24 protein-coding genes are annotated in these 25882 nt (G+C 30.9%); 11 read left to right on the forward strand and 13 right to left on the reverse strand.

Annotated features, from left to right (window positions below):
• The first annotated feature begins 80 nt into the window (after nucleotides 1–80).
• The gene (locus tag P8H50_RS08355; RefSeq protein WP_300207688.1) at nucleotides 81–1484 is read left to right on the forward strand and encodes a Gfo/Idh/MocA family oxidoreductase; all 1404 of its coding nucleotides are present in this window, start codon (nucleotides 81–83) and stop codon (nucleotides 1482–1484) included.
• On the opposite strand, the gene P8H50_RS08360 is transcribed toward P8H50_RS08355, so the two are convergent.
• The 4 genes from P8H50_RS08360 to P8H50_RS08375 form a co-directional block, all read right to left on the reverse strand.
• Nucleotides 1467–2564, reverse strand: a complete 1098-nt coding sequence (locus tag P8H50_RS08360) for an aminoglycoside phosphotransferase family protein (protein WP_300207690.1) — start codon at nucleotides 2562–2564, stop codon at nucleotides 1467–1469. The genes P8H50_RS08355 and P8H50_RS08360 overlap by 18 nt on opposite strands.
• A complete protein-coding gene (locus tag P8H50_RS08365) occupies nucleotides 2558–3451 on the reverse strand; it encodes a sugar phosphate nucleotidyltransferase (protein ID WP_300207692.1) in 894 nt (297 codons plus the stop codon). The genes P8H50_RS08360 and P8H50_RS08365 overlap by 7 nt, the downstream gene beginning before the upstream one ends.
• Before the next feature lie 79 nt (nucleotides 3452–3530).
• A complete protein-coding gene (locus P8H50_RS08370) occupies nucleotides 3531–4049 on the reverse strand; it encodes an OmpH family outer membrane protein (RefSeq protein WP_300207694.1) in 519 nt (172 codons plus the stop codon).
• A 101-nt stretch (nucleotides 4050–4150) separates the two neighbouring features.
• A complete protein-coding gene (locus P8H50_RS08375) occupies nucleotides 4151–4636 on the reverse strand; it encodes a hypothetical protein (RefSeq protein ID WP_300207696.1) in 486 nt (161 codons plus the stop codon).
• Nucleotides 4637–4747: 111 nt separating this feature from the next.
• On the opposite strand from P8H50_RS08375, the gene P8H50_RS08380 reads away from it, so the two are divergent.
• On the forward strand, nucleotides 4748–7654 hold the full coding sequence (locus P8H50_RS08380; RefSeq protein WP_300207708.1) for an FAD-binding and (Fe-S)-binding domain-containing protein: 2907 nt from the start codon (nucleotides 4748–4750) through the stop codon (nucleotides 7652–7654).
• A 20-nt stretch (nucleotides 7655–7674) separates the two neighbouring features.
• Here P8H50_RS08380 and P8H50_RS08385 read toward each other — a convergent pair whose 3' ends face one another.
• The gene (locus tag P8H50_RS08385; RefSeq protein WP_300207710.1) at nucleotides 7675–8538 is read right to left on the reverse strand and encodes a hypothetical protein; all 864 of its coding nucleotides are present in this window, start codon (nucleotides 8536–8538) and stop codon (nucleotides 7675–7677) included.
• Nucleotides 8539–8657: 119 nt separating this feature from the next.
• On the opposite strand from P8H50_RS08385, the gene aroC reads away from it, so the two are divergent.
• The 8 genes from aroC to P8H50_RS08425 all read left to right on the forward strand — a co-directional run bounded on the left by aroC (nucleotide 8658) and on the right by P8H50_RS08425 (nucleotide 15786).
• Nucleotides 8658–9716 (forward strand): chorismate synthase, encoded by a 1059-nt coding sequence (gene aroC / locus P8H50_RS08390; RefSeq protein ID WP_300207713.1) that lies wholly within the window; start codon nucleotides 8658–8660, stop codon nucleotides 9714–9716.
• Between the two features lie 30 nt (nucleotides 9717–9746).
• A complete protein-coding gene (locus P8H50_RS08395; protein WP_300207716.1) occupies nucleotides 9747–10010 on the forward strand; it encodes a hypothetical protein in 264 nt (87 codons plus the stop codon).
• A 78-nt stretch (nucleotides 10011–10088) separates the two neighbouring features.
• Nucleotides 10089–11417 (forward strand): dicarboxylate/amino acid:cation symporter, encoded by a 1329-nt coding sequence (locus tag P8H50_RS08400; protein ID WP_300207719.1) that lies wholly within the window; start codon nucleotides 10089–10091, stop codon nucleotides 11415–11417.
• A gap of 60 nt (nucleotides 11418–11477) precedes the next feature.
• Nucleotides 11478–12515, forward strand: a complete 1038-nt coding sequence (gene gshB, locus P8H50_RS08405) for a glutathione synthase (RefSeq protein ID WP_300207722.1) — start codon at nucleotides 11478–11480, stop codon at nucleotides 12513–12515.
• Nucleotides 12516–12618: 103 nt separating this feature from the next.
• Nucleotides 12619–13359 carry a sulfurtransferase gene (locus P8H50_RS08410; RefSeq protein WP_300207724.1) on the forward strand — a complete coding sequence of 247 codons (741 nt, stop codon included), beginning with the start codon at nucleotides 12619–12621 and terminating at the stop codon, nucleotides 13357–13359.
• Nucleotides 13360–13451: 92 nt separating this feature from the next.
• Nucleotides 13452–13787: a hypothetical protein gene (locus tag P8H50_RS08415; RefSeq protein WP_300207727.1), complete on the forward strand. Its 336-nt coding sequence runs from the start codon at nucleotides 13452–13454 to the stop codon at nucleotides 13785–13787.
• Between the two features lie 8 nt (nucleotides 13788–13795).
• Complete coding sequence (locus tag P8H50_RS08420) at nucleotides 13796–14626, forward strand: N-formylglutamate amidohydrolase (protein WP_300207729.1); 831 nt, start codon at nucleotides 13796–13798, stop codon at nucleotides 14624–14626.
• Complete coding sequence (locus P8H50_RS08425; RefSeq protein ID WP_300207731.1) at nucleotides 14626–15786, forward strand: tyrosine/phenylalanine carboxypeptidase domain-containing protein; 1161 nt, start codon at nucleotides 14626–14628, stop codon at nucleotides 15784–15786. The genes P8H50_RS08420 and P8H50_RS08425 overlap by 1 nt, the downstream gene beginning before the upstream one ends.
• Before the next feature lie 378 nt (nucleotides 15787–16164).
• On the opposite strand, the gene P8H50_RS08430 is transcribed toward P8H50_RS08425, so the two are convergent.
• The 4 genes from P8H50_RS08430 to P8H50_RS08445 form a co-directional block, all read right to left on the reverse strand.
• Nucleotides 16165–16596: a thiol-disulfide oxidoreductase DCC family protein gene (locus tag P8H50_RS08430; RefSeq protein ID WP_300207734.1), complete on the reverse strand. Its 432-nt coding sequence runs from the start codon at nucleotides 16594–16596 to the stop codon at nucleotides 16165–16167.
• A 172-nt stretch (nucleotides 16597–16768) separates the two neighbouring features.
• Complete coding sequence (locus P8H50_RS08435) at nucleotides 16769–18934, reverse strand: DNA mismatch repair protein MutS (RefSeq protein ID WP_300207736.1); 2166 nt, start codon at nucleotides 18932–18934, stop codon at nucleotides 16769–16771.
• A gap of 187 nt (nucleotides 18935–19121) precedes the next feature.
• A complete protein-coding gene (locus tag P8H50_RS08440) occupies nucleotides 19122–20252 on the reverse strand; it encodes an FAD-dependent monooxygenase (protein WP_300207738.1) in 1131 nt (376 codons plus the stop codon).
• A 19-nt stretch (nucleotides 20253–20271) separates the two neighbouring features.
• Entirely contained in the window at nucleotides 20272–21765 is a 1494-nt protein-coding gene (locus P8H50_RS08445) for a YfcC family protein (protein ID WP_300207741.1), read from the reverse strand.
• Nucleotides 21766–21827: 62 nt separating this feature from the next.
• On the opposite strand from P8H50_RS08445, the gene P8H50_RS08450 reads away from it, so the two are divergent.
• Nucleotides 21828–22493 carry a uracil-DNA glycosylase gene (locus P8H50_RS08450; RefSeq protein WP_300207744.1) on the forward strand — a complete coding sequence of 222 codons (666 nt, stop codon included), beginning with the start codon at nucleotides 21828–21830 and terminating at the stop codon, nucleotides 22491–22493.
• Here the strand turns inward: P8H50_RS08450 and P8H50_RS08455 are convergent, their stop codons facing one another.
• The 4 genes from P8H50_RS08455 to P8H50_RS08470 form a co-directional block, all read right to left on the reverse strand.
• Nucleotides 22494–23090, reverse strand: a complete 597-nt coding sequence (locus P8H50_RS08455; protein WP_300207747.1) for a hypothetical protein — start codon at nucleotides 23088–23090, stop codon at nucleotides 22494–22496.
• A 54-nt stretch (nucleotides 23091–23144) separates the two neighbouring features.
• A complete protein-coding gene (locus P8H50_RS08460) occupies nucleotides 23145–23999 on the reverse strand; it encodes a substrate-binding domain-containing protein (protein WP_300207749.1) in 855 nt (284 codons plus the stop codon).
• A gap of 82 nt (nucleotides 24000–24081) precedes the next feature.
• Nucleotides 24082–24951, reverse strand: a complete 870-nt coding sequence (locus tag P8H50_RS08465; protein ID WP_300207751.1) for a nucleoside phosphorylase — start codon at nucleotides 24949–24951, stop codon at nucleotides 24082–24084.
• Entirely contained in the window at nucleotides 24941–25882 is a 942-nt protein-coding gene (locus P8H50_RS08470; RefSeq protein ID WP_300207753.1) for a DUF1835 domain-containing protein, read from the reverse strand. Before P8H50_RS08470 ends, P8H50_RS08465 begins: the two co-directional genes overlap by 11 nt.

The following is a 25882-nucleotide window of genomic DNA, read 5'->3' on the forward strand; positions in this document are numbered from 1 at the left end:
AGTCTTTAAATATAAAAATTTAATAATTTATCCATTTAAAATTTATTTTTTAACTTTCTGTTCTAATTAACCAAAATATTATGAATAGAAAATCCTTTCTCAATCTTACTGCTAGAGCTGGCTTATTTTTAGGTGTAACACCTTCTTTAATTGCCTGTGCAAACGATGAAAAATCAGAAAAAGAAATCCTTGAAGAATTACTAAAAACTGAAAAAGTGCTTGGCAATGCAGTAAACTTAACAACAGAAGCCATAAGTAAAGTTCGTGTTGGTATTATTGGAATGGGAAATAGAGGTAGTGTGCTTATTCAAATGTTTGAGTATTTAATTAAAAATAATCATGCTGAAATTGTTGCATTATCAGATTTAAGAGAAGAAAAACTTCAGAAAAATCAAGACTACTTAAAAACGATTCAAGATAAAGAAGCAACCTTATATTTTAAAGATAAAGACGATTGGAAAAACCTCGCCAAACGTGATGATATCGATTTAATTTTAATTGCTACACCTTGGGAATACCACACAGAGATGTCTGTTTTTGGGATGGAAAACGGAAAACATGTAGCTTGCGAGCAACCAATGGCGATGACTTTAAAAGATTGTTGGAAGCTCATTGAAGTTGCAGAACGTACAAAGAGGCATTGTATGTATATGGAAAACTGCTGTTTTAATGGTGAAGAACTATGGGTTTTAAATATGATAGATCAAGGTGTTTTTGGCGATATAAATCATGCAGAAGGCGCTTACATTCACGATTTACGAAAACACATGATGCATGAAACGTATTACGAAGACCAATGGCGCATAAAACACCATGAAACTACAAATGCAAACTTATACACAGGACATGGTTTAGGACCTGTAAGTATGTATATGGATATTGGTAGAGGTGATAATTACGACCACTTAGTGAGTATGAGTTCTCGAGAACAAAGCCTAAGTTATGGTGCTAAAAAGGAGAATTTTAAAACACAAGAATTTGTTTGTGGAGATATGAATACCACATTAATAAGAACTAAAAAAGGAAAAACCATTATGCTACAGTTCGATACGCATACTGGAAGGCCATATTCGCGTTTAAATACTGTAACTGGAACAAAGGCTGTGCATCAAGGTTATCCATCACGTTTGTATGTTGGTCATGACGATTTACAATGGTCTCATGGCTGGTTAAAAGACGACGATTATAAAACGTATCGTGAAAAATACGATCCTCCGCTTTGGAAAAAACTAAAAGCGCAAATAGATGCTAATGCAGTTGGTCATGGAGGAATGGATTTTGTAATGGTTTACAGACTCATTCGTTGTTTAAACAAAGGTTTGCCATTGGATATTAATTTGTACGATAGTGTTATGTGGAGCGCAATTACGCCATTGTCTGAATTATCTGTAGCAAACCAAAGTGCAAGCATTAAAATACCAGATTTTACTGGAGGAACATGGGATAAACAACGTAAAGCTGAAGTCTTAAGAGATATCCTCTAGACCAAAAGCATTATTGGTTATTGCTGTAATTTCACTATAATTTTTAATAACACTATTTACTAATGCAAATTGGTTTTTTGCACGCACAAGGTTGTGAGTAGCATATTTGGTTTTATAGTATTTATCATTGTTTAGAAAATCGGTTAAAAAGCGTAAACCCATTATATATATAATCGTTTTTACTCCTAGAGGTAGATACTTGATTTCGGTTTTACTCAATAGCTTTTTAGTTGATTTTGCGTAACCTTTACAATACGCTTTATAATAGTCTAACTGAATTTCTAAAGACTCAAAATCATCATTGTCTTCTTCTGCATTAGAACAGATAGAGCGTACAGAATCTCCAAAATCGAAATGAACAATTCCAGGCATAACAGTATCTAAGTCTATAACAGCAAGACCCTTATTGCATTTGTCGAACAAAATATTAGACAATTTTGTGTCGTTATGTGTAATTCTTATTGGAAATGTATTTGCATTTTTTAAAGCGTCAATTTTACTCATCTCCAATTGATGCTCTAAAACAAAATCAATTTCTTTTTGCGCTTCTTCTTTTCGTGCTTGGGAGGCATTTTCTAGAGCCTCTTTAAACTGTTCAAGTCTAAATGGCACGCTATGAAAATCTTTCAGAGTTTCTTTGATTTCTAGAGCAGTCGCATTATTAGTTAATGCTATAAAACTACCATATAATTTGCCAGCTTCGAAAACAACTTCAGTATTTGGTACTTTATCAAAAGTAATTGCATTCGGAATATAATTTTGAAGGTTCCAGTATTCGTTATCATCACCTTTTACATAGAAATTACCGTTTTTAGCTTTGTAAAATTGAGTGCTTAATATATTTAAATGCTTAGATTCAATGTTTTTGCTAATGAGTTGAGCTACTTTTATTTTATTATCAATTAACCCAATAACATCTTTAAAGACATAGCTGTTTAGTTTTTGTAATACAAAACTATCACTAGTGTTTGTTGTTACTAAATAAGTGTCATTTATATGTCCAGATTGCAACGTCCTTATGCTTTTAATAGTAGCGTTTATGCAAAACTGATTTGCGATTGCTTCAAGTTTTTCTACCATAATTGCTCAGGATAAATAGTATTTTTGGTTAAAGTACGTATTGCATTTTTAACATCTAATGCATCTTCATTATATGTAATACCAAACCATTGAGAATCTGTTAGTAATACTTTAAAATACTGAGAAGTATTATTTGTACAGGTGTTTACTATTGTGGTAATATAAAATTCTTTGGTGTTATCGTTTCCGTGATTTTCTAAAAAAGCAATAAACTCATTTTCTGCAATATCAAATATTTTAGGTGTGAAACCCCAAAAATTCATAGATACAATTGTGTCTTCACTTATTTTAATTTCAGTATTACTTTCAACTTTATAATACAATGCTTTGTCTTTTTGGTAAATATGTGTTCTCTCTATAATATCTCTCAAATTATTTTCAGTATCCAAAAAACATTCACCTCTGGACACATACCCATTTTTAGATAAAGTATTTTTTAGTTTATAGCCAATACAATAGTTTTTCTGTCCTGGTGCATTAAACAAATTAGTATACATAAGTTTAAAAGTAGCGCGTCCATAAAAATCGTCTGCATTTATAAGCGCAAAATTTCCTTCAATGTGATTTTTTAATTTTAATAATGCATGTCCTGTACCATATGGCTTCTGCCTTTTTGGATATTTTAGAATGAGTTCTGGAGAATGTTGTACTACGAATTCTAAGCTAATATTTTGAGGTAATTTACCTAAATAACGCTCTTGAAAGACACTAAGTGTTTGAGAACTCACTATAATAACAATGCTATTAAAACCTGCTGAAATAGCATCAAAAATAGAATAATCCATTATTGAGTTATTGTTATTATTTATAGCATACAATTGTTTTAAACTTCCAAAACGAGAGCCTAAACCTGCAGCCATTATTGCAAGAGTTCTTTTTTTTGTCATTGAAAATAGATATTACAAAAACTAAATAAACAAAAAAACACCTCAATTGAGGTATTTTTAATAAAAATTATAAAAACGCTTACTTTTTAGCTTCAGCAATAACAAGGTCACTAATATCTGTTTTTTCTTCAGCATAGAGTATTACACTATTACCATCAATTTGAGAATTAATAACATGTGTATAACTATTTTGCTTTGCAACAACTTTAATTAAAACTCCAATTCTTTCATATATAGGTTTTAAAAGTTCATCTTTTTTAATGTTAATGGCAGTTTGAATATCAGCTTCAAAGCCCTGAATACCTCTTTCTATTTGTAATAACTTAACTTCTGTTTCTTTTTTCTTTTCTGGAGCCAAACTTGCTACATTTTTTTCATAGGCTTTTAATTGTGCATTATAATCTACAACCAAAGAATCTCTTGTTTTAACTAATTTATCTTTTACAATATCTAGATCTGCTTGCGCTTTAACGGTTTCAGGCATATTTCCTAAAATATATTCAATATCAGCATAACCAACTTTAAGGTTTGTTTGTCCAAAAGCTGTAAAAGCCATCATATTAAATAAAAAAATCGAAAGTATTAATTTTTGTTTCATTGTGTTTTAATTTATTTTTAAATGTAAAAGCAACAATCTTGCCGCAATAAAAAAAAATTCCAAGATTAGTTTGAAATGGTTTGTAAAAATAGTGTTTTTTTTTAAAATCTATATCTCAATCCTAATGCTAAGTCAAAATCTAAATCGTTTCTAAAATCTCCAAAACCAATCTCTGGTCTAACATCTAAAGAGAGCTGAATAGGAATATCAAAATTATACTCTATACCTACGTTTCCAGCTGCAAATAAGAATGTTTCACTTTCGTCTTTTAAAGGAGTAGGAAGCTCGTAGCTATAATTTCCTATTCCTCCACCAGCTCCAGCATAACAGTTAAAATCACCTTCTAATTGCCAAACCCACTGGTATAAACCAGTTAGTTTAAATCCATCATAATTGTTGCCAGATCTAATACCTAAATCTAATTCTAGTCGGTTATTTTTACCAAGAGCTCTTTGGAAAGAGATCTCTCCTCCAAAACCATCGTTATCTCCAATTCTTAATCCTATTGCATTTTTAGAAATTTCTTGAGCAGCAACATTTAATCCAAATCCAAGAGTAACTACTAATAATAAAAATTTATTTTTCATCTTTTTATGTTTTTATATCTTTTCGATTTACAATTATTGTAATTTTCTACTAAAATAATTGTACTAATGTATGGTTAAAAGTTATTAATAAATTATAAATTTAGCTTAATAATGAATGATAAAAAAGAAGCATTAAAAAATTTAGAAAAAAACATTGAAGGCGAATTGCATTATAGCGATTTAATGAAACGTCTTTATGCTACAGATGCTTCTGTATATAGACTTTTACCATTAGCCGTCGCTTTCCCTAAGTCTAAAAATGACATTAAGAGGCTTTTAGATTTTGCATTCAAAAACAGTACTTCTTTAATTCCTAGAACTGCAGGAACCTCTTTAGCAGGACAATGTGTAGGAAGTGGTATTGTTGTAGATGTTTCTAAATATTTTACAAAAATTTTAAATATAAACGAAAGCAATCAAACCGTTACAGTGCAACCAGGAGTGGTTAGAGACGAACTTAATAATTACCTTAAACCTTTTGGCTTGTTTTTTGGCCCAAATACGTCAACTTCTAATCGTTGCATGATTGGTGGTATGGTTGGTAATAATTCCTCAGGAACTACTTCTATTAAGTATGGAGTAACAAGAGATAAGGTTATTGAACTTAAAACTATTTTAAGCGATGGAAGTGAAGCTGTTTTTGGTGAATTGTCTGCAGTGGAACTTCAAAATAAAACCAAATTAAATACTTTAGAAGGTACTATTTATAAAACTATTTTAAGTGAATTGTCCTCTAATGAAGTAAAAAACGAAATCATCAACAACTTTCCAAAACCAGAAATACATAGAAGAAATACTGGTTATGCTATAGATGAGCTTATTAACACAACCGAAGCTTTTAACCTCTGTAAACTTTTAGCAGGCAGTGAAGGCACTTTGGCATTTACTACAGAAATAACGCTTAAATTAGATAAGTTGCCACCTCCTCAAAGTATTATGGTTGCTGCACATTTTAAGTCTATTAACGATTGTTTAATGGCAGTTACACCAGTAATGAAGCATAATTTGTTTACTTGTGAGATGATGGATAAAACCATTCTAGACTGTACAAAAAATAATAAAACCCAAACCGAAAATAGGCAATTTATTTCTGGCGATCCTAAAGCTATTTTAATGTGCGAAGTTAAAAGTCACACCATAGAAGATGTGAAAATACAAGCCAATAGCCTTATAAAAACACTTGAGAATAAAAGCTTGAGCTATGCAAATATTAGTCTAGAAAACGAAGCCATAGAAAAAGCCAACACATTAAGAAAAGCAGGATTAGGCTTATTGGGAAACATTATTGGAGATAAAAAAGCAGTGGCATGTATAGAAGATACAGCAGTCGCACTACCAGATTTAGCAAGTTATATCTCAGAATTCTCAGTTTTAATGGAAGGCTACAAACAAGACGCAGTGTATTATGCACATGCAGGAGCTGGAGAAATTCATTTAAGACCTATTTTAAATCTTAAAAAGAAAGAGGACGTTATTTTGTTTAGAAAAATCACAACAGATGTTGCTGCTTTAGTTAAAAAGTATAAAGGCTCTTTTAGTGGTGAACATGGTGATGGTATTGTTAGAGCAGAGTTTATAAAATATATGATTGGTGATTTTAATTACCAACTATTAAAACGCATTAAAACAGTATTTGACCCTCATAACATTTTTAATCCAGGAAAGATTGTAGATGCATTACCAATGGATGAAAATTTACGCTATCAAGTTGATAGAATAGAGCCAGAAATAGAAACATTTTTAGATTTTTCAGCTTCTGAAGGTATTTTAAGAGAGGCTGAAAAATGTAATGGCTCTGGAGATTGTAGAAAATTGCCAGAATTTGGTGGTACAATGTGCCCAAGTTATAGAGCCACTAGAGACGAAAAAGATACAACAAGAGCTCGTGCAAATGCTTTACGAGAATATTTAACACATTCTGATAAAGCGAATGCTTTTAATCATGAAGAATTAAAACAAGTTTTCGATTTATGCTTAAGTTGTAAAGCTTGCGCAAGCGAATGTCCAAGCAGTGTGGATGTTGCAAGTTTAAAAGCAGAATTTCAATACCAATACCAAAAAGAAAATGGTGTTAGTTTAAGAACAAAATTATTTGCTTACAACAACAAACTAAATACTGTTGGAAGTCATTTTCCACGACTATCAAACTTATTATTTTCTAATGTCTTTACAGCTTCAATACTTAAAAAAACACTTAAAGTTGCCAAAGAAAGAAACTTACCTTTAATTTCAAGTAAAAGTTTAAAAAAAGAGTTTCAAATAATTAAAAATGATATAGTTGAAAGAAATTTTATTAAAACAGTTTATTTATTTAATGATGAGTTTACAAATCATTTAGACACTGTAATTGGAATAGATACAATTACACTTTTACAAGCGTTAAACTATAATGTTAAGATGCTAAACAATAGCGAATCTGGTCGTGCTTTTTTATCTAAAGGACTATTAGAACAAGCCAAAAAAGTTGCTAATAAAAATGTAGAAATTTATAAAGATATCATTTCAATTAAAACTCCACTTATTGGCATCGAACCTTCAGCGATTTTGACTTTTAAAGATGAATATTTGAAATTAGCAGACGACAAAACATCAGCTAAAAACATTTCTAATAACACTTATTTAATTGAGGAATTCTTAAGTAATGAGATAGCTATTGGAAATATTAACGCTTCTCAATTTACATCTAAAGCAAAAACAATTAAATTTCATGGCCATTGCCACCAAAAAGCACAAAGCAATCAAATCTATAGTTTTAATGTATTAAACTTACCCAAAAACTATAAAGTAACTATAATACCTAGTGGTTGCTGTGGTATGGCAGGAAGTTTTGGTTACGAAATAGAGCACTATAAAATAAGTATGCAAATAGGAGAACAAACCTTATTTCCGGCAATTAGAAAGGCAGATAAAAGCACGATAATTTCCGCAAATGGTACCAGTTGTAGGCATCAAATAAAAGATGGCACAAATAGAGTAGCTTTACATCCTGTTAGCATATTAAAGGAAGCTTTAATATAATTACTCTTAAAAGTTATGATTTATTCAGCAAGAGAATAGTCTGCTAATGCTTGCAAAACAGAAGTAGAACCACTTGCGGGAATTGGTAAATTAACTCCTGCTGCTTCTAGTGCTGTAATAGCTGTAGCACTAATTTGGTAATTGGTATTCGAGTCTGCCTGAACCAAACCAATATCTTCTACATAATAATTTGTAGAAACTAAAATATCCTGTGCATTTAAAATAGATAAAGGAAAAGAAATACCTGCCACAGTTATAGTTGTTGAAACACTAAGATTTAAAGTCATTTTAGAAGAAACCACATTAGAAAAAGATGTTCCATTAAGGTTTAAGTTTTCAGAATGACCTAAGGCAGTAGACTTTAGTTGATAGGCTATGGTTAAAGGAAAACCATTAAAATCCTGTGTAATAGAATTAGAATTTGAAGCTAATTGGGTATTATTGTTTGCTTCTATGTTGTATAGTATAAAATTATTTAATGCAATATCAAAATCGATTAAATCTGTGATTTCTGCAGGTAATTCTAATGCACCATCTACAGCTAAAGTAGTATCAGATTTTGTTAAAGTTCCGCTAGCAAGCAATCCAATTATTGGTCCATTTGCAGCCAAACCATCATTTACATCTAGCATTGCAGTTGTTACAGTTTCTGCCACAACATACAAACTATCCAGACTAACAATATTTTGGTTGGTTGTATTATCTGTACTTGTTACATCGTACTTCCAATAATTATTTACTGTAGAAGGAAAATAATTACCTTCAATTATATTACCTCCATTGTTGTTGTTATTGTTTGTATTACTATCATTATTATCCTCAGAACATGAAACAATAAAAAGCATTGCAATTAATGGCAGAATGATGTGTTTTAAGTTTTTCATTGGGTTGGGTTTATTTTATCATTTGTAAAAGTAAAATTTTAAAGAAGAATACCTAATAAAGTATTATACAATTTTTGTTTCTGTGATATAACTTTTACATTAGCATAAATTAAATTTATATGGCAGGAAATACCTTTGGTAAACTTTTTAATATTACAACATTTGGCGAGTCTCATGGAGTTGCCATTGGTGGTGTAATAGATGGTTGTCCACCAAATATAGTTTTAGATTTTGAGGCTATTCAAAAGGAGATGAATCGACGTAAGCCAGGTCAATCTGCAATAGTAACACAGCGTAAAGAACCAGACGAAGTTAAATTTTTATCTGGAATTTTTGAAGGCAAAACAACCGGAACTCCAATAGGTTTTGTAATAGAAAATGCAAACCAGAAATCCAAAGATTATTCTCACATAAAAGAGTCTTATAGACCAAGTCATGCCGATTATGTGTACGATAAAAAGTATGGTCATCGCGATTATCGTGGAGGAGGAAGAAGTTCTGCCAGAGAAACAGCAAGTAGAGTAGTTGCAGGAGCAATAGCCAAGCAATTATTAAAAAATATTAAAATTAATGCATTTACCTCTTCAGTTGGAGAGATTTTTATTAATAAGCCCTATCAAGATTTAGATTTCTCTAAAATTGAATCTAACGACATTAGATGTCCAGATCAAGACGCAGCAGATAAAATGATTGCTCGTATTAAAGAAATACGTAAAGAAGGAGACACCATAGGTGGAACTATTACTTGCGTTATTCAAAATGTACCTGTCGGCTTGGGAGAACCTGTTTTTGATAAATTACATGCAGATTTAGGCAAAGCCATGTTATCTATTAATGCCGTAAAAGGCTTTGAATATGGAAGTGGTTTTTGTGGTGCCAAAATGAAAGGGAGCGAACATAACGATTTGTATAATAAAGATGGTACTACTAAAACTAATTTATCTGGTGGTATTCAAGGCGGAATAAGCAATGGTATGGATATCTATTTTAGAGTAGCCTTTAAGCCGGTTGCTACAATAATGCAAAAGCAAGAGACTATAGATAAAGATGGTAATAGTGTTGAAATGCAAGGTAAAGGACGTCATGATCCTTGTGTTGTTCCAAGAGCAGTCCCAATTGTAGAAGCAATGGCAGCATTGGTCTTAGCAGATTTCTGGTTGTTGAATAAAATGTATTAGATATTCTTGCGATAGCAGAAATTTCATAGATTGACAGAAGCAGAAAGAAATTTAGAAAATCGTAAAATTAAACCTTTATCAAAAAGTGAGTGGTTGACTTATTTCTTTTTTCCTTTAAAAAGTGAAAGTTATATTGGCTCTAAAACAAAATCGTTTAATGAGATTGAATATGAACGATTTAAAAAATTTAGTTTTGATAAAAAGCAGAAAGAGTCAGCTAATGCACAAGGTTGTGGATGTCTTTTTTACTTGTTTATTTTTCTAACACTTATCATTATTAAAATAATATACTAACATTTAATTCCTCCGAAAGTAGGAATTCACTATAAAAACTAACTAACAACAAGCTTCTCGCTTTCTTGAGAAAAACGTATGAAAAAACTAGCATTACACTGGAAAATAATTATTGGAATGGTATTAGGTATCCTCTTTGGCTTTGCTATGAATAGCATTGGTGCAGATGGAAGATTATTTGTTTCCAATTGGATTGCACCTTTTGGGACCATATTTATCAACCTTTTAAAGTTAATAGCTGTACCATTAATTTTAGCATCTTTAATTAAAGGAATTTCAGACTTAAAAGATATTTCTAAGATAAAAAGCATGGGTTTACGCACCATATTAATCTATGTTGGCACTACCTTAATTGCTATTATTATTGGTTTATCTATAGTTAATATAATAAAACCAGGTGCAGGAATGTCTCAAGACACTATTGAGAATATTAAGCTAAAATACGAAAATGATGCTGGTGTTACAGATAAATTAGCAAAAGCATCTGCACAAAATGATGCAGGTCCATTACAAGCTTTAGTTGATATATTTCCAAGCAATATTTTTACTGCTTTAGGCGAAGCAAAAATGCTTCAGGTAATTTTCTTTGCACTATTTGTTGGTATTTGTTTGCTATTAATTCCTGAGAAAAAAGCTAAGCCATTGATTAAGTTTTTCGATTCGCTTAACGAAGTTGTTATGAAGATGGTAGATTTAATAATGCTTTTTGCACCTTATGCAGTGTTTGCTTTGATGGCAAATGTAATTATTGCTTTCGATGATACAGAGATATTAATAAAGCTATTGGCATATGCTGGTTGTGTTGTTTTAGGTTTAGCTTTAATGATTGGTTTCTATTTAATTTTAATAAAAGTGTACACTAAAAAATCACCATTATGGTTTTTAAAAGAAATTAGTCCTGCTCAATTACTAGCGTTCTCAACAAGTTCAAGTGCTGCTACTTTACCAGTAACTATGGAACGTGTAGAAGAACATTTAGGTGTAGATAAAGAAGTTTCTGGATTTGTATTACCTGTTGGAGCTACAGTAAATATGGATGGAACCAGTTTGTATCAAGGTATTGCAGCTGTATTTATTATGCAAGTTATTTGGCCAGAAGGCTTAACATTTACAAATCAATTAGTAATTATTGCAACTGCTTTATTAGCCTCTATAGGAAGTGCAGCTGTACCAAGTGCTGGAATGGTTATGTTAGTTATAGTTTTAGAGTCTATTGGTTTTCCTGCAGAATTATTACCTATTGGTTTGGCATTAATATTCGCGGTAGATAGACCTTTAGATATGTGTAGAACAGTTGTAAATGTAACTGGAGATGCTACTGTTTCTATGATGGTTGCAAAATCTTTAGATAAATTACACGAACCAAAACCTAAAGAATGGGATGATAATTATGAAGCTGTTAAATAAATTTTATCTAACCAATTATTATCAATAAATTTATAAAAACCAATAATCAAAAATAAAATTATGAATATTTGCTTTATAATGTATCCTTGGAAAGAGATAGATCCAGAAAACGATACCAGTCTCGCACTTATTAAAGAATGTGTTAAAAGAGGTCATGGTGTTGCTATGTGTACTCCTGCAAACTTAACTATTAGAGATAGTGTTACCAATGCTTTTTGCAGAGTAATTAATAGAATGGAAAAAGTACCATCAACCCTAAAAAGCTTTTACGCAAAAGCAACTTTAAGAGAAGAAATGTTACCTCTTGCAGGTTTTGATGCCATTTTTTTTAGAGCAAATCCACCTTTAGATCCTATTATGCTTAATTTTTTAGACTCGGTAAAAGACGATGTTTTTATTATTAACTCGCTTCAAGGTATGCGAGAAGCAAATAACAAATTATATACAGCAGCTTTTGGTGATGCGCATAGTAACATTATACCAAATACGCATGTATCTAAAAATAAAGACTATTTAGTAAGACAGATAAAGGAATCTAAAGCAGATAAAATGATTATTAAGCCACTAAATGGTTTTGGTGGTTCTGGAGTTATTTTAATAGAAAAATCCGCTATGAATAACATCAATTCTTTATTAGATTTTTACATAAACAGTAGTGATGGTAGTTCAAATTACGTTATTCTACAAGATTATATAGAAGGTGCAGATCAAGGTGATGTAAGAATTTTAATGCTTAATGGAGAAGCTATTGGTGCCATGAAACGCGTACCAGGATCTGATGATCATCGCTCGAATGTTTCAGCTGGTGGTAGTATTGCAAAACACACGCTAACTAAAACGGAAAAAGCATTGTGCAAGCAAATTGGTCCTAAATTAGTTAAAGATGGCCTGTATTTTGTAGGTATAGATGTTATAGGTGGAAAATTGGTAGAAGTAAATGTTATGTCTCCAGGTGGTATAACTTACATGAATAAAGTATACAAAAACAAAGTAAAAATACAAGAGAAGGTTATTGATTTTCTAGAAAGTAAAGTTGTTGATAATTTACAGGCATTCGATAGACGTTCTAGATTACGTAAAAGAGTAGAAGATGCTTAATTATTGTTATATTTAATATCAATTATATATTAAATCTTGCACCTTGTTTTACAAGAAAACATGTCCTGATTTTTTTAAACATAAATTAAGAACCATATTAAAAATGTCTGAAATCACAGAAATAGACAATATAGTTTCTGTAGAATGGTTATACAATCATATACAAGATACAAACCTCTTAGTGTTTGACGCTACAATCTCTAAGGTTATAGGGGGCGTTTCGGCTTTAGAAACAATGAAATTGCCTGGTGCTCAGTTTTTCGACATTAAAAATAAGTTTAGCAATAGGAATGCAACTTTTCCAAACACAATCCCTAGTACTCAACAATTTGAAACTGCTGCTCAAGAATTAGGTATTAATAATAATTCTACTATTGTTATTTACGATAGTCATGGTATTTATTCTAGTGCTAGAGCTTGGTGGTTATTAAAAACCTTTGGTTTAAAAAATGCAGCAATTTTAGATGGAGGTTTACCAGAATGGAAAACTAAAGGCTATCCTTTAGAAGAAAAAACAACTAATAACAGTGTTAAAAAAGGCGATTTTAAAGCGCACTATAATTCTGATCAAGTTGTATATATTGATTCTCTTGACGCTATTACAAAAGATAAAAAATTTAAAATTATTGATGCAAGATCAAGCGATAGATTTAATTGTATAGTAGCAGAACCAAGAACAGGTTTAAGAAGTGGAACCATACCTTCGTCTGTAAACTTACCATTTAATCACGTTTTAAATGGTAATAAACTAAAGTCTAAAGAAGAGTTACATGCTGTTTTTAGTGCATTGGCACAACATAATCAACATTTAGTATTTACTTGTGGCTCTGGAATTACTGCTTAAGTTTTAGCTTTGGCTGCAACCGTTGCAGGATTTCGTAATAGCGTTTACGATGGCTCATGGACAGAATACGGAACTTTAAAAATCTCATAACTATGAATACTCCCAATCAATGGACTAAAAAAGAATTGGTCGCTTATATTTTATTGTTTATTTCAAATTCAGATTTACAGCAGTCTGTTGAGGAAACAAATTATATTCGCTCTAGAGTAGATAAAAAGACTTACACGAATGTTTACAAGCAGTTTAATAAAGATAATGATTACCAATGCATACAAAATATAATTAAAGCTGTTAAAACACATAATTATTACGAAAATGATTATGCCGAGTTATTTGCTGATATTAAATTAATGATTTATGCAGATGGCGAATCTAATGAAATGGAAGAAGCAACATTATCGTTTATCCGAAAAATTTTAAAAGAATAATCAAATAGATGGAAAGGCTAACAATCCAACAGATACTAGATAAAATAAATGCTGAAGAAACCTTTCATGCTGTTTCAAGCGATTATTCTTTTACTTTAAAAATAGATAGTTATGTACACTACGTTTGTGGTGCAGTACATGATGGACATCAATTTAGAAAAGATCTATGGGACAATTGTTTACATACCGAATATGAACGTTGGTATGAGGAAGATCCAGAAACTAAAAACATGGTTATTTCTCATCCTATTCTTATTGCTGGAATGGACTCACGTTTTGAATACGACTTAAATCGTGCTCCCGAAACTGCAATTTACGTTGATGCTTGGGGAAAACAATTATGGAAAAAACCACTACCAGACCAGGAGAGGCAAAAATCTTTAAATAAACATCATGCTTTTTATAAGGTTGTTAACGCTTTGATTTCTAAAATTGAAGAGAAATTTGGAATATGTGTGGTATACGATATGCATAGCTATAACTGGAAACGTTGGGATAGAGCAGTGCCAACATGGAATTTAGGAACAAGTAATGTAGACCAAACTCGATTTAATGAAGATATAAATTCTTGGAGTGAGAGCTTAGGTAAATTACAATTACCTGGTGGAATACAATCGACTTCTAAAATTAATGACACCTTTCAAGGTAATGGTTATTTCTTGAAATTCATTTCTCAGAACTTTCAAAACACTTTGGTTTTAGCAACCGAAATCGCAAAAGTATATTGCGATGAGTACGATTATATTATGTATCCTGAAGTTGTAGCATCGGTAGAAAAACAATTGAGAACGCGTTTAGTAGATCATGCAAATTCATTTTATAACAGACATAAAAAATAATGGTGACAGAAAAGCTAATAAAATCTTACCAAAACCTATTTGATATCGATTCTAATTTAGATCGTTTGGTAAAAAAAATTGAATTACTAAACTATATCAATCCATTAAATATCGAAAGTGAAAAAAAACATTTTTTCTCTTCAAAGTTTAATTATGAGCCCAATTTTAAGTACCCAAAAATTAGGTTTAATGGTTATAAGTTGCACAGACTCTTTTTTTCTCAACGTTTAGAACGCATAAAAGATGAAGACATTCGTAATTTATATAAAGATATAATTTATGAATACTCTGGTTTAATAGAGTGCATAGAAACCATAGGTCAAGGCAAAAAATTCTACTATAATAGTCTTAAAAGTTTTGGAACACCAACAGAGCGTGATATTGAAAACGCAAAATTTATACTGCGTTTCGATAATAGTGATTTTGAAGAAGACTTACTACCATTATACAATGTTGATGATGCTATTGACTATTTTGAAGCGTTTAGAACACGTTACGATTTTGACTTTACCATTAAAAAATCGACCAATATTGCAGCAGCAGCAATGGTTCAAAACAATACAAAAACCTTGCTTTTAAGAAAAAACCATAAGTTTAGTAAAAACCAACTTAAAGTTTTAGCAAACCATGAAATTGGTGTGCATTTAGTCACTACTTTTAATAGTATAAATCAACCATTAAAGATTTTTTCTAATGGTTTTCCTAACAATGTTGAAACACAAGAAGGCTTAGCTGTATATTCAGAATATAAATCTGGTTGCTTAACTATTACTAGACTTAAAGAATTGGCTTATCGTGTTATTGCTACAGATTCTTTGGCTAAAGGTTATAATTTCTCTGATACTTTTCATTTATTACATAATCAATACAAAGTTAACAGAGATAAAGCATTCTCGATTACTATAAGAGTGCATAGAGGAGGAGGCTTTACAAAAGACCATTTGTATTTAACAGGCTTAAAAAAGGTGTATAGATACGCTAAAGATGAAAACGATCTTGATGTGTTACTTACTGGAAAAGTAACCTTAGAATATAAAGAAGTGATTACAAAGTTGCAATCTTTAGGTCTTGCTAATACTTCTAAATATTACACAGATGCTTATTTAAATACAGATGCTTCAGAAAAAAATTTCGATTTTATATTAAACAGTTTAAAGTAGCTTTATATATTCAATTTTAGAAAAATTAAAAGTTTATGTTCTAAAGTCACTTACCTAAACACAGTTTAAAAAATAAAGTCTCAAAGTAAACACATATTCTGTTCAGTAACCATTAACTGAAGCTTCTAAAGCCTAGACTAAAAACTGTAAAAGAGCCTACTCGTTCTTAATTCACAGGAATTAAGGTAAACTAACTGTGTTATACTTTAAGACTTTAGTAATCTCTGCTTACATAAAAGTAAAAGCAATTTGGCTTGATATAAAACTACAATGAGTAAACAGCACTTTTTAATGCGTGAATGCAGTAATTATAATAGTTAACGCAATTTGTAACAGTATATTTTAATGTATATAAAGCTATAAAAAGAATGTGCTTGGCTAATTTAATTTGCCAATAAACTTAGCTTTTAATTCAGGTGTTGGTATCCAACACGACTCCTTCTTTCCATACCATTTATAACGGTTTTTTGCTATAAAATCGTAAACCCAATTACGAATAAAAGTAGGAATAATTAAAAATATAGAGAGGAGTTGTAATGGAAAATCTAAACTTTTTGCAGCATGTAATGCAGCAGTAGATTTTATTTTTAACGTCTCGTTTTGTGGTGAATAAAGTAAAATAGAATCTGTTTTTGAAGGATCTACATTAAAATGCTTTATTACTTGTTTACCAACGTCACTTTGTAAAGCAGCAAACATAAAAACATTGTTTTTATCATGATTAATAACATATTGGACAGATGAGCTGCATAGGTTGCAAACACCATCAAAAAGTATTAATTTTTTATGTTTTGGTATATCATTTATCACAATACAAAAATACGGATTTTGTTAGAATTTTAAGCATATAAGTGTGAGTTCGAAAGAAATTCTTCTTTAAATTTTGTTATTGAGATCTTTATAAAAAGTTTAAAGTAATTTACTTAGGTTTCGGAATCAATATAAGACGCGAGCTTACTAACACATAAGGAATTAATAAAAACTACTTAACTGCTTCAACCAACTCTAATAAATCAATATTAACATTGGTAGTAAACATACCATAATTAACAATTGCTTTACCTTTTTCTAATGCATCTATAGTTCCAATAGCTCTACCATCGTGCATTCTTACACGATCGCCTATTTTAAGAATAGGTTTTGGTTTCTCTATTGGAATAGCTTTTTTCTTAGCTTCTTTTTTCTTTTTTCTAATAACTTCAACCTTTTGTTCTGCTTCTTTTTTAATTTGAACTTCTTTAACTTTTTCGGCTTTAGCTTGTTTAGCAGATACTTTTTTACGTTTAGAATTCTCTATTTGTACAATACGAAACAACTCTGCCATAAGTTCACGTTTCTTATTATCTTTAAAAAATTTTTCAGAAATATCATTTACCTTTTGCCCTAAGTATATTAAGCGCTGATTACTATCATACAATTCTTGATAGCTCTCCAGTTTTTTTTGAATCTTTGTATTTATTTCTTCTAATTTATAGGCTTCAGATTGTTTTTTTTGTTCGTTCTTCTTTAAAGATTCACCAGTTTTTTCAAGTCTTGCACGTTCTTTTTGAAGTTTAGCAATGGTCGCATCAAAACGCACTTTTGAACGTTCTATCTTCTTTTTAGAACGGTTAATTAAACTGTAAGGGATTCCGTTTTTTTGTGCCACTTCAAATGTAAACGAAGAACCTGCTTGACCTAAAGCCAGTTTGTATAATGGTTCTAGTGTACGCTCGTCAAACATCATATTAGCGTTAATCATTTCTGGTTTCTCGTTGGCCAACATTTTTAAATTTGCATAATGTGTGGTTATAATCCCAAAAGCATTTCTGGCATAAAATTCTTCTAAAAACGTTTCAGCTAATGCACCACCAAGTTCAGGATCAGATCCTGTACCAAATTCATCAATTAAAAACAGCGTGTTTTTGTTTACTTTCTTTAAAAAGTAATTCATCTGTTTTAATCTATAACTGTAAGTACTTAATTGGTTTTCAATAGATTGATTGTCTCCAATATCTGTTAAAATGCGATCAAATAAAGTTACTTTACTACGTTCATGAACAGGAATTAGCATGCCACTTTGCAACATTAATTGCAATAAACCAACCGTTTTTAAGGTGATACTTTTTCCTCCTGCATTAGGTCCAGAAATAACAATAATACGTTTGTCATTATTAAGAGTGATGGTTTGTGGAAATGTTTTTTCTTTCTTTTCTTTATTGCTTAAATAGAGAAGTGGATGGTAGGCATCGCGTAAAAACAGCTCTCTATTCTCACTTATTTCTGGCAAAATACCATCCATAGATCTAGCATATTTTGCTTTGGCAGATATAACATCAATATCTATTAAGAATTTTTGGTATTGCGTTATTAAAGGTAAAAACTCACGTAAAAAATTAGTGACTTCTTTTAATATTCTAACCACTTCTTCACCTTCTTCGTACTGCAAGTTATTGAGCTCTCTGCTATATTGTAAGGTAGTTTCAGGTTCAATATAAACAATACTTCCGGTTTTACTTCCACCCATTATGGCTCCTTTAACCTTACGTCTATACATAGCTTTAACAGCTAGTACTCGTTTATTTTCGACAACCGACTCTCTAATATCGTCAAGGTAGTCTAGATTATGGTATTGGTTTAATGCTGAACTAAAACTAGAATTAATTTTACCTTTAAGTTTATTTATAGTTTGTCGAATCTCCTGAAGCAATGTAGATGCATTGTCTTTTACATCTCCAAATCTATCTACAACACTGTCAATTTTTTCTATAAGCACTGTAGTTACCTCTACACGTTTTGAAAACCTATTTAAGTTTGGGTAATATTCTTCAAACTTGATTAAAAATTTAACAATTTCGTTTGCTGTTAGCGAAATCGAGATAATTTTTTTTAAACTATGAGTTTCTAAATAGGTGTTTTCTATGCGCAGTAATTGTAATTCTTTGGTAATGGCATCGAAACCATGGTTTGGTATACGATTATCGTTATAAAACGAAGACACATACTCATTAGTTAATAATAAAGCATTAAGTAAGGTCTCTTTATCCTGAAAAGGCTCTATTTCAGATGCTTTTTGGTTGCCTAAACTTGTAACGCAGTACTTGCTTAATTGCTCTAAAACGGTAGCGAATTCTAGATCTTGTAATGTTTTTTTATGGATGTTAATCATGGTGTTTCCCAAAATATTGGGAATAATATAAAATGGTTCTTTTTCTTAGCAGAACAAAGTTAAGGAATAGAAGTGAGATTAGGAATTTTTTGCATTAATCGTCTAACCTAATTTAACCATTTAAAAACGAACCTAATATTTTAGAAATAAAGATTTTAACAATAAATATTAATTCCTAAAAGATTTTTTATTCATTTAAATCATAAACAGAATACATGTTTTTGTCAATTAGTCTTTTAGGAATTGCTCTAAAAACAGCATTTCTAATGTTCGCTCCTGTTTTTAAATTAGCAATTTTTCCGGTTAACCACGATTGTCTGACTATGCTATTTACACGCTTAAAGCGTTTTTTTTCAAATTTATTGAAAATATTTTCGTTTGGATATTTTGTAATTAACTTACCTAAATAATAAGCATCTTCAATAGCTTGCGCACCACCTTGTCCCATATTTGGAGTTGTAGAATGTGCAGCATCTCCAATTAAACAGATATTGCCTTTTTGCCAATGTTTCATTGGTTTTAAATCTGTAATATCATTTCTAATAATATCTTGAATTTCTGTAGTGTTTATGAGCTCTTGAACTAATGGATGAAAGTTTTTAAACATTTTCAAGAGTTCTTGTTTTAAAATAGTTTTATCGTCTTTTTGAAACGCTTTACTATTTTTTACAGCAAACCAAGACGTTTCATGTGCTGATAGTTGTGATAAACCAAACCGAACGCCCTTTCCCCACATTTCGATGCCTCGATCTTTAAACTCTTTAGGCAAAGCCTTTTTCATGACTCCTCTCCAACAGGTTTGACCAGAATAACGTATTTGAGATTTTGGAAATAGTTGAGAGCGCACTTTAGAGTTTATACCATCTGCACCAATAAGGTATTGACTTTGCATTTGTGTACCATCTGTAAAAGTAATTGTAACAGAATCTTTTGATTGTTTGAAAGATTTTATTGCTTTGTTCCAATGAATTTTCTCCTTTGGTATGGCTTCAATTAACGTTAATTGCAATTTAGCGCGATGTATTGCTAATGTGGAAAAACCATATTTTTCTTTTGCTGGTAATTGGCTACTATCTGCTAATGGTGCTAACTTCTCGTTGGATAACGTAATACGATTGATAACATTCCCAACTTTAAAAACAGGATTTAAAACACTTGTAAATTCTAAAACTTGCAAAGCATTTGGTGCTAACCAAATTCCTGCTCCCAAAGCACTTGGTGCTTTTGTTTTTTCGAATAGTTGATACTCAATATTTAATTTCTCGAAGACTATAGCAGTGGTTAGACCACCAATTCCTGCGCCAATAATGGTGTACATTTATAGTGAAAATTATGTGCTATAAATATACTGAAAGCGTCATAACTAATAGTGTAAATACTACCAAAATAAGAAACAAAGGCATAATAAATTTTAGCCATTTATTAAAGCCAACCTTTACAATTGCTAAAGATGCTAAAATTAATCCTGTTGGGTTTATTAAGTAAAATAATCCCATTCCATATTGGTATGCATTAACCACAATTTCTCTACCTACACCAACACCATCTGCTAAAGGAGACATAATTGGCATAGTTAGTACAGCCATTCCTGATGAACTTGGAATAAAAAATGAAAGGACTGCGTAAATTCCAGTCATTGCACTAGCAAATAAACCTTTATTCATTCCGTTTGTTACACCACTTGCATAATGTAACATGGTATCACTAATTAAACCATCTGCCATAATAACTGTAATTCCTCTGGCGATACCAATAATTAATGCAACGCCTAACAAGTCTCCAGCACCTTTTACAAAAGTGTCTACAAAGTTAGATTCTTTAATGCCAGTAATAAAGCCAATTAAAATGGCTCCTACTAAAAAAGTTGCTGTCATTTCTACAAACCACCATTCTAGAAATACCACACCATAAATCATAATTGCAAAACACATAGCAAAAACAAATAATGCCAACCTTAAACGCGTTGTGAATTTTACAATTTCTGTCGAGTTACCAGAAAAAAGTGCTGCTATTTGCTGCTGTTGATCGTAGATAATAGATTGTGTTGGATCTTTTTTAACGCGGTTTGCATAGCGTAAAATGTAAATAATACAAATCGTTAAACATGCCATTAACATTCCAAATCTTCCCCAAACACCTGTAGTCCAACTCATTCCTGCGGCATCACTTGCAATAATACTACTAAACGGATTTATAGTCGAACACATAGTACCGATAGACGACCCTATAAAAATACAAGCGACACCAACCAAAGCATCATATTTTGCAGCTAAAAACACTGGAATTAAAATAGGAAAGAAGGCTATAGTTTCTTCAGCAAAACCAAAAGTAGTTCCACCAGCTGCAACTAATAATGTTACTAAAATTATTAAAATAAACTCATAACCTTTTAATGCACTTGCCAACCAACCTATACCAGCGTCAAAAGCTCCTGTGCTATTTATTATTCCTATAAGACCTCCAATTATTAAAACCAAGAAAATAATATCAGCAGCTTCAATTATACCTTTTATTGGCGATTTTATAAATTCCAGAATGCCTTGAGGTTTAGCTTCTAACTTTTTGTAGGTGTTGGGAATATTAATGGCTTTATAAATATCACCATTGGTAAATTTATTTAATGGGAGTTTTATTGATAAAGCATTTAAAGTTTCTTGAGTCGCTGGAAGGCTCTTAACATCATCGTTTGTTGTTTGAGTAAATACTTTAGTGTCTTTATTATATGCTAATGTAGCATACTTTCCTGCAGGAACAATCCATGTTAGAAGCGTAACTAAAGCCGCAATAATTAATAAAATGGTTTGAGCTGAAGGGAATTTTAGGTTTTTCAAACTGAATAATTTTTATAGCATTAAAGATAGTATTATTTTTATTCTGAAATACAAAAACAACAATGGCCTTAAATATTCACAAAAGTTGGGAACCACATTTGCAAGAGCAATTTAAAAAACCATATTATAAGTCGTTAATGCTATTTGTTGATTCTGAATTCAAAAGCACGCAATGCTTTCCACCAAAATCAGAAATTTTTAATGCTTTTGAAACTTGCACCTTTGAAGCTTTAAAAGTGGTTATTATTGGTCAGGATCCTTACCATAACTATAATCAAGCCAATGGTTTGTGTTTTAGTGTTAGTAATGGAACTGTACACCCTCCTTCATTAATTAATATTCTTAAAGAGATTGAAACCGATTTAGGTATTGCATACCCAAAAAGCGGGAATTTAGAACGATGGGCAAAACAAGGTGTGTTTTTGTTAAATGCTACATTAACTGTTCGTGCACATGTAGCAGGAAGTCATCAAAAAAAAGGATGGGAAACGTTTACAGACGCTGTTATAAAAAGTATAAGTGATAATAAAGAAGGTGTTATATTCCTACTTTGGGGAAGTTTTGCGAAAAAGAAAGCCAAACTTATAGATGAAGAAAAACACTGTATTTTAACTTCAGGACATCCTTCTCCTTTAAGTGCAAATAGAGGTTACTGGTTTGGTAATAAGCATTTTAGTAAAACAAATGCTATTTTAAAATCTAAAAATTTAAAAGTTATTGAATGGTAATTAATTAACAAAAAACTCAAAACCGCCTTCACTATTTGCGTTTACAATTGTTGAATTAATATTTACAAAAGCAAATTCTGAGACACCACCATCTATATCTAACTGTCCATCGTTATTTTGAAGGAAACGTAATCCTGCTAAATAAAACGTTCCTGTTTCTGCTAAGGTTATACTTACTGTATTTGTGTAACTTTCTCCATTAAAAAAGGCTTCAACAAAAAGCGATCCATTAACTATCGTAGTATTTCCTTCTAATGGTGTAATGTTAGATTCCATTAAAGGTATCATAGAAATACTTCCAAATTCGTTTAACTTGTATAAAGTAATATAATAACGGTAAGCAGATTTTGGTTCTGAATAATCGTAATCTGAGAGAGATATAGTCTCACCGCTGGAAGTTGTTTGATTTAATGAAATATTAGTTTCAATAATTATTTCATCTCCAACACTATAAGTATTTTGATTGTCTTGAATTTGAACACTTGTATTATTTTGAATTGTTATTTGATTTGGAAAATCGTCATCTTCATCACATTGTGTATTTAAAAAGCATAATGATATAACAACAAAAAAACTTAAAGGTTTTAAAAATTTCATAAAAGCTATTTTTTCTGTAGATGAAGAAATGTTTAAAAGGTTGCGTTATAATTATTACAATTTTTCAACTAACTCATTATAATCCCATTTTTCAGGAATTATATCTAAAGCAAATAATTCGTCTTGAACTTTTGCAACAGTATCCTTAGAAATATTTTCTTGAGACCATTCTGTTAAGCTTAACCATTCTTGTACGTCTTCAATTTCTTGTTCATAACGATTCGCAATCATTCTGTCTATGCTAGGTATATCTTTAAATTCAGAAGTTGTTGCATTAACTATATTTAAAATCGTTTTTACATCTTCTTTGTTGGTCTTTAAAAAATCTTCACGAACTGCAATAACAAAACATGGCCAAGGAGAAGGACAATTACCAATTCTTCTAAATGTACTATTATCTACTAAGGGTTTAGTTGTAAATTTTTCCCACATAAAGTAATCTGCTTTGCCTTCTGTTAAGCCTTTTACAGCGCCATCAAGGTTTTTAATAACTTCAAAATCAAGATCTTCTTTTAAATCCCAACCATTATTTTGAGCATTTATATAGGCCATTAAATGTGATCCAGAGCCATAACGACTAATAGCTGCTTTTGTTCCTTTTATATCTTTTATGGTTTTATAATTTGAATCGTGAGATACATGAATTCCCCAAATAAGAGGAGACTCGACAAAAACCTGAACAATTTTAGATTTATTACCAGCAATAATATCTTTAATAATACCTTCTGTTAAAATAACTGCCATATCTATATCTCCATCACGAAGTCCTTTACACATAGCTCCTGTACCTCCAAAATAATCTTTCCAACGTAAATTAATACCTGAGTTTTTATATTCTGCGTTTTTAAGGCCTAAATACCATGCCAAATTAAAATGTTCTGGAACTCCTCCAATATTTATTGTCTTCATACTACTTGCCGCAAAAGCGTTAATCTTACTATTATTATTTGCTAAGAATAATCAAAATTTAATCTTCTAATTTCGAAACGTTTTATTCTACTAATTTGTCTAAGGTATATTGTATTAAATTTTCAACTACTTTTTTTGGATACTTACTAAACGTTCCATTCGCTCTATTAGCAATTATTGCGTTTAATGATAATGCATTGTGACCTAATAATTTTGAAAGACCATAGATTGCAGAGGTTTCCATTTCAAAATTAACTATTCTAAAGTCTTTATAGCAAAATGAATCCATTTTTTTATTTAATGAATCATCAAATAAAGGCAAACGTAAAACACGACCTTGAGGTCCATAAAAACCACCAGCTGTTGCAGTCATTCCTTTATGCACAATTGATTCATCGAAACGCTTCTCTAAAGCCTTGCTGTTATTTATAACAATAGGCCTTGCTTTATTGGTATCCCAATTAGTGAATTCTATAAATGCTTTTTCAACAGCTTCATTATTAATACCATCAGTTTTATAGAAGTGAAGCATACCGTTTAAATCTAAACCATGCGTGCTTAATACAAACGAGTTTACAGGAATATCTTTTTGTAAAGACCCAGAAGTACCCACTCTAACAATATTTAAAGATGTTAATGTTTTCTTGGGTTTTCTGGTTTTTAAATCGATATTAACAAGTGCGTCTAATTCGTTTAAGACAATGTCAATATTGTCTGGACCAATTCCTGTTGATAAAACAGTTAGTCTTTTTCCTTTATAAATACCAGTTTGAGTTTTAAATTCGCGTTTTTGTGTTGTAAATTCAATACTATCAAAATGCTTGGTAATTTTCTCTACACGATCTTGATCACCAACAAAAATAATGGTGTCTGAAATGTTTTCTGGTTTTAAATTAAGATGATATACACTTCCATCTGGATTTAAAATTAATTCTGATTCTTTAATTGGCATTCACTGTATTTTTAATCAATTTATTTGCTTTTTTATTAAACTGAAACTCTTGTTTATTTGCACCTCCAAAAACAAAATTACAATTTAGCTCTTTTCTAAAGTTTTTTTGATGCTCTAAGGCTAAATGTCCATCTCGATTTAAGGTTAAAGTATCCTCTGTTTCAGTATATAATATTTCAAGTTTGTCTATTAGTCTCACTATTTGCATATCTCCAAAGCCATAATAACCTTGATAGTGTAATACATAACCAACTAAATGACGACGTGACTTTATTGTATACTCTTTAATTAATTTCAAGATATTATACTCTAAAGTACTTAAACCACTTCGCATATCTGGAAAACGTTTTAAATGTGCTTTTAGACAAATGCTTAAATATTTAAAGTTTGAAGGCCTTGTAATTAAAGGTTTTAGTAGATTATGATCGTTTTCACAATAAATACGCCAAGCTTTTTGAGCTGTAGCAACATCATCTATTGTTAATTCTATTCGATTTTGATAATGTTCTTTAAGTTGTTTAGGAGTTAATTCTGCTAATCCTTTGAGTCCTTTTTCATTTTCAATACGTCCACTACAAACTAAAAACATTGGAACTCTTATTCCTTTTTGTTTTAACAAGCTAATTGCTGCAATAAGATTGATATGGCAAAACAAATCGTACTCAAACCAAAGGATCACTTCTTTATAATCGTTTACACTATTAAGTTTATTTATTTCTGACTTTATCTTAAATTCATCATATTCAACATTATAAACAGATTCTAAAAAGGCTTTGCGTTTTTCAAAAAAAGTAGGAGTATCTATTTCTTTTTCAGTTGGGCCTTCACACAACATTTCATGCCAAGTTAACATTTCACCCTCATAATTCTCTTTTTTAAGATAATTAGTAAGGCTTGTACCATTAGTAATATGGAGTGTTTGCTTAGACAT

Source organism: Lacinutrix sp., from assembly GCF_029238095.1.
Lineage (GTDB): Bacteria > Bacteroidota > Bacteroidia > Flavobacteriales > Flavobacteriaceae > Lacinutrix.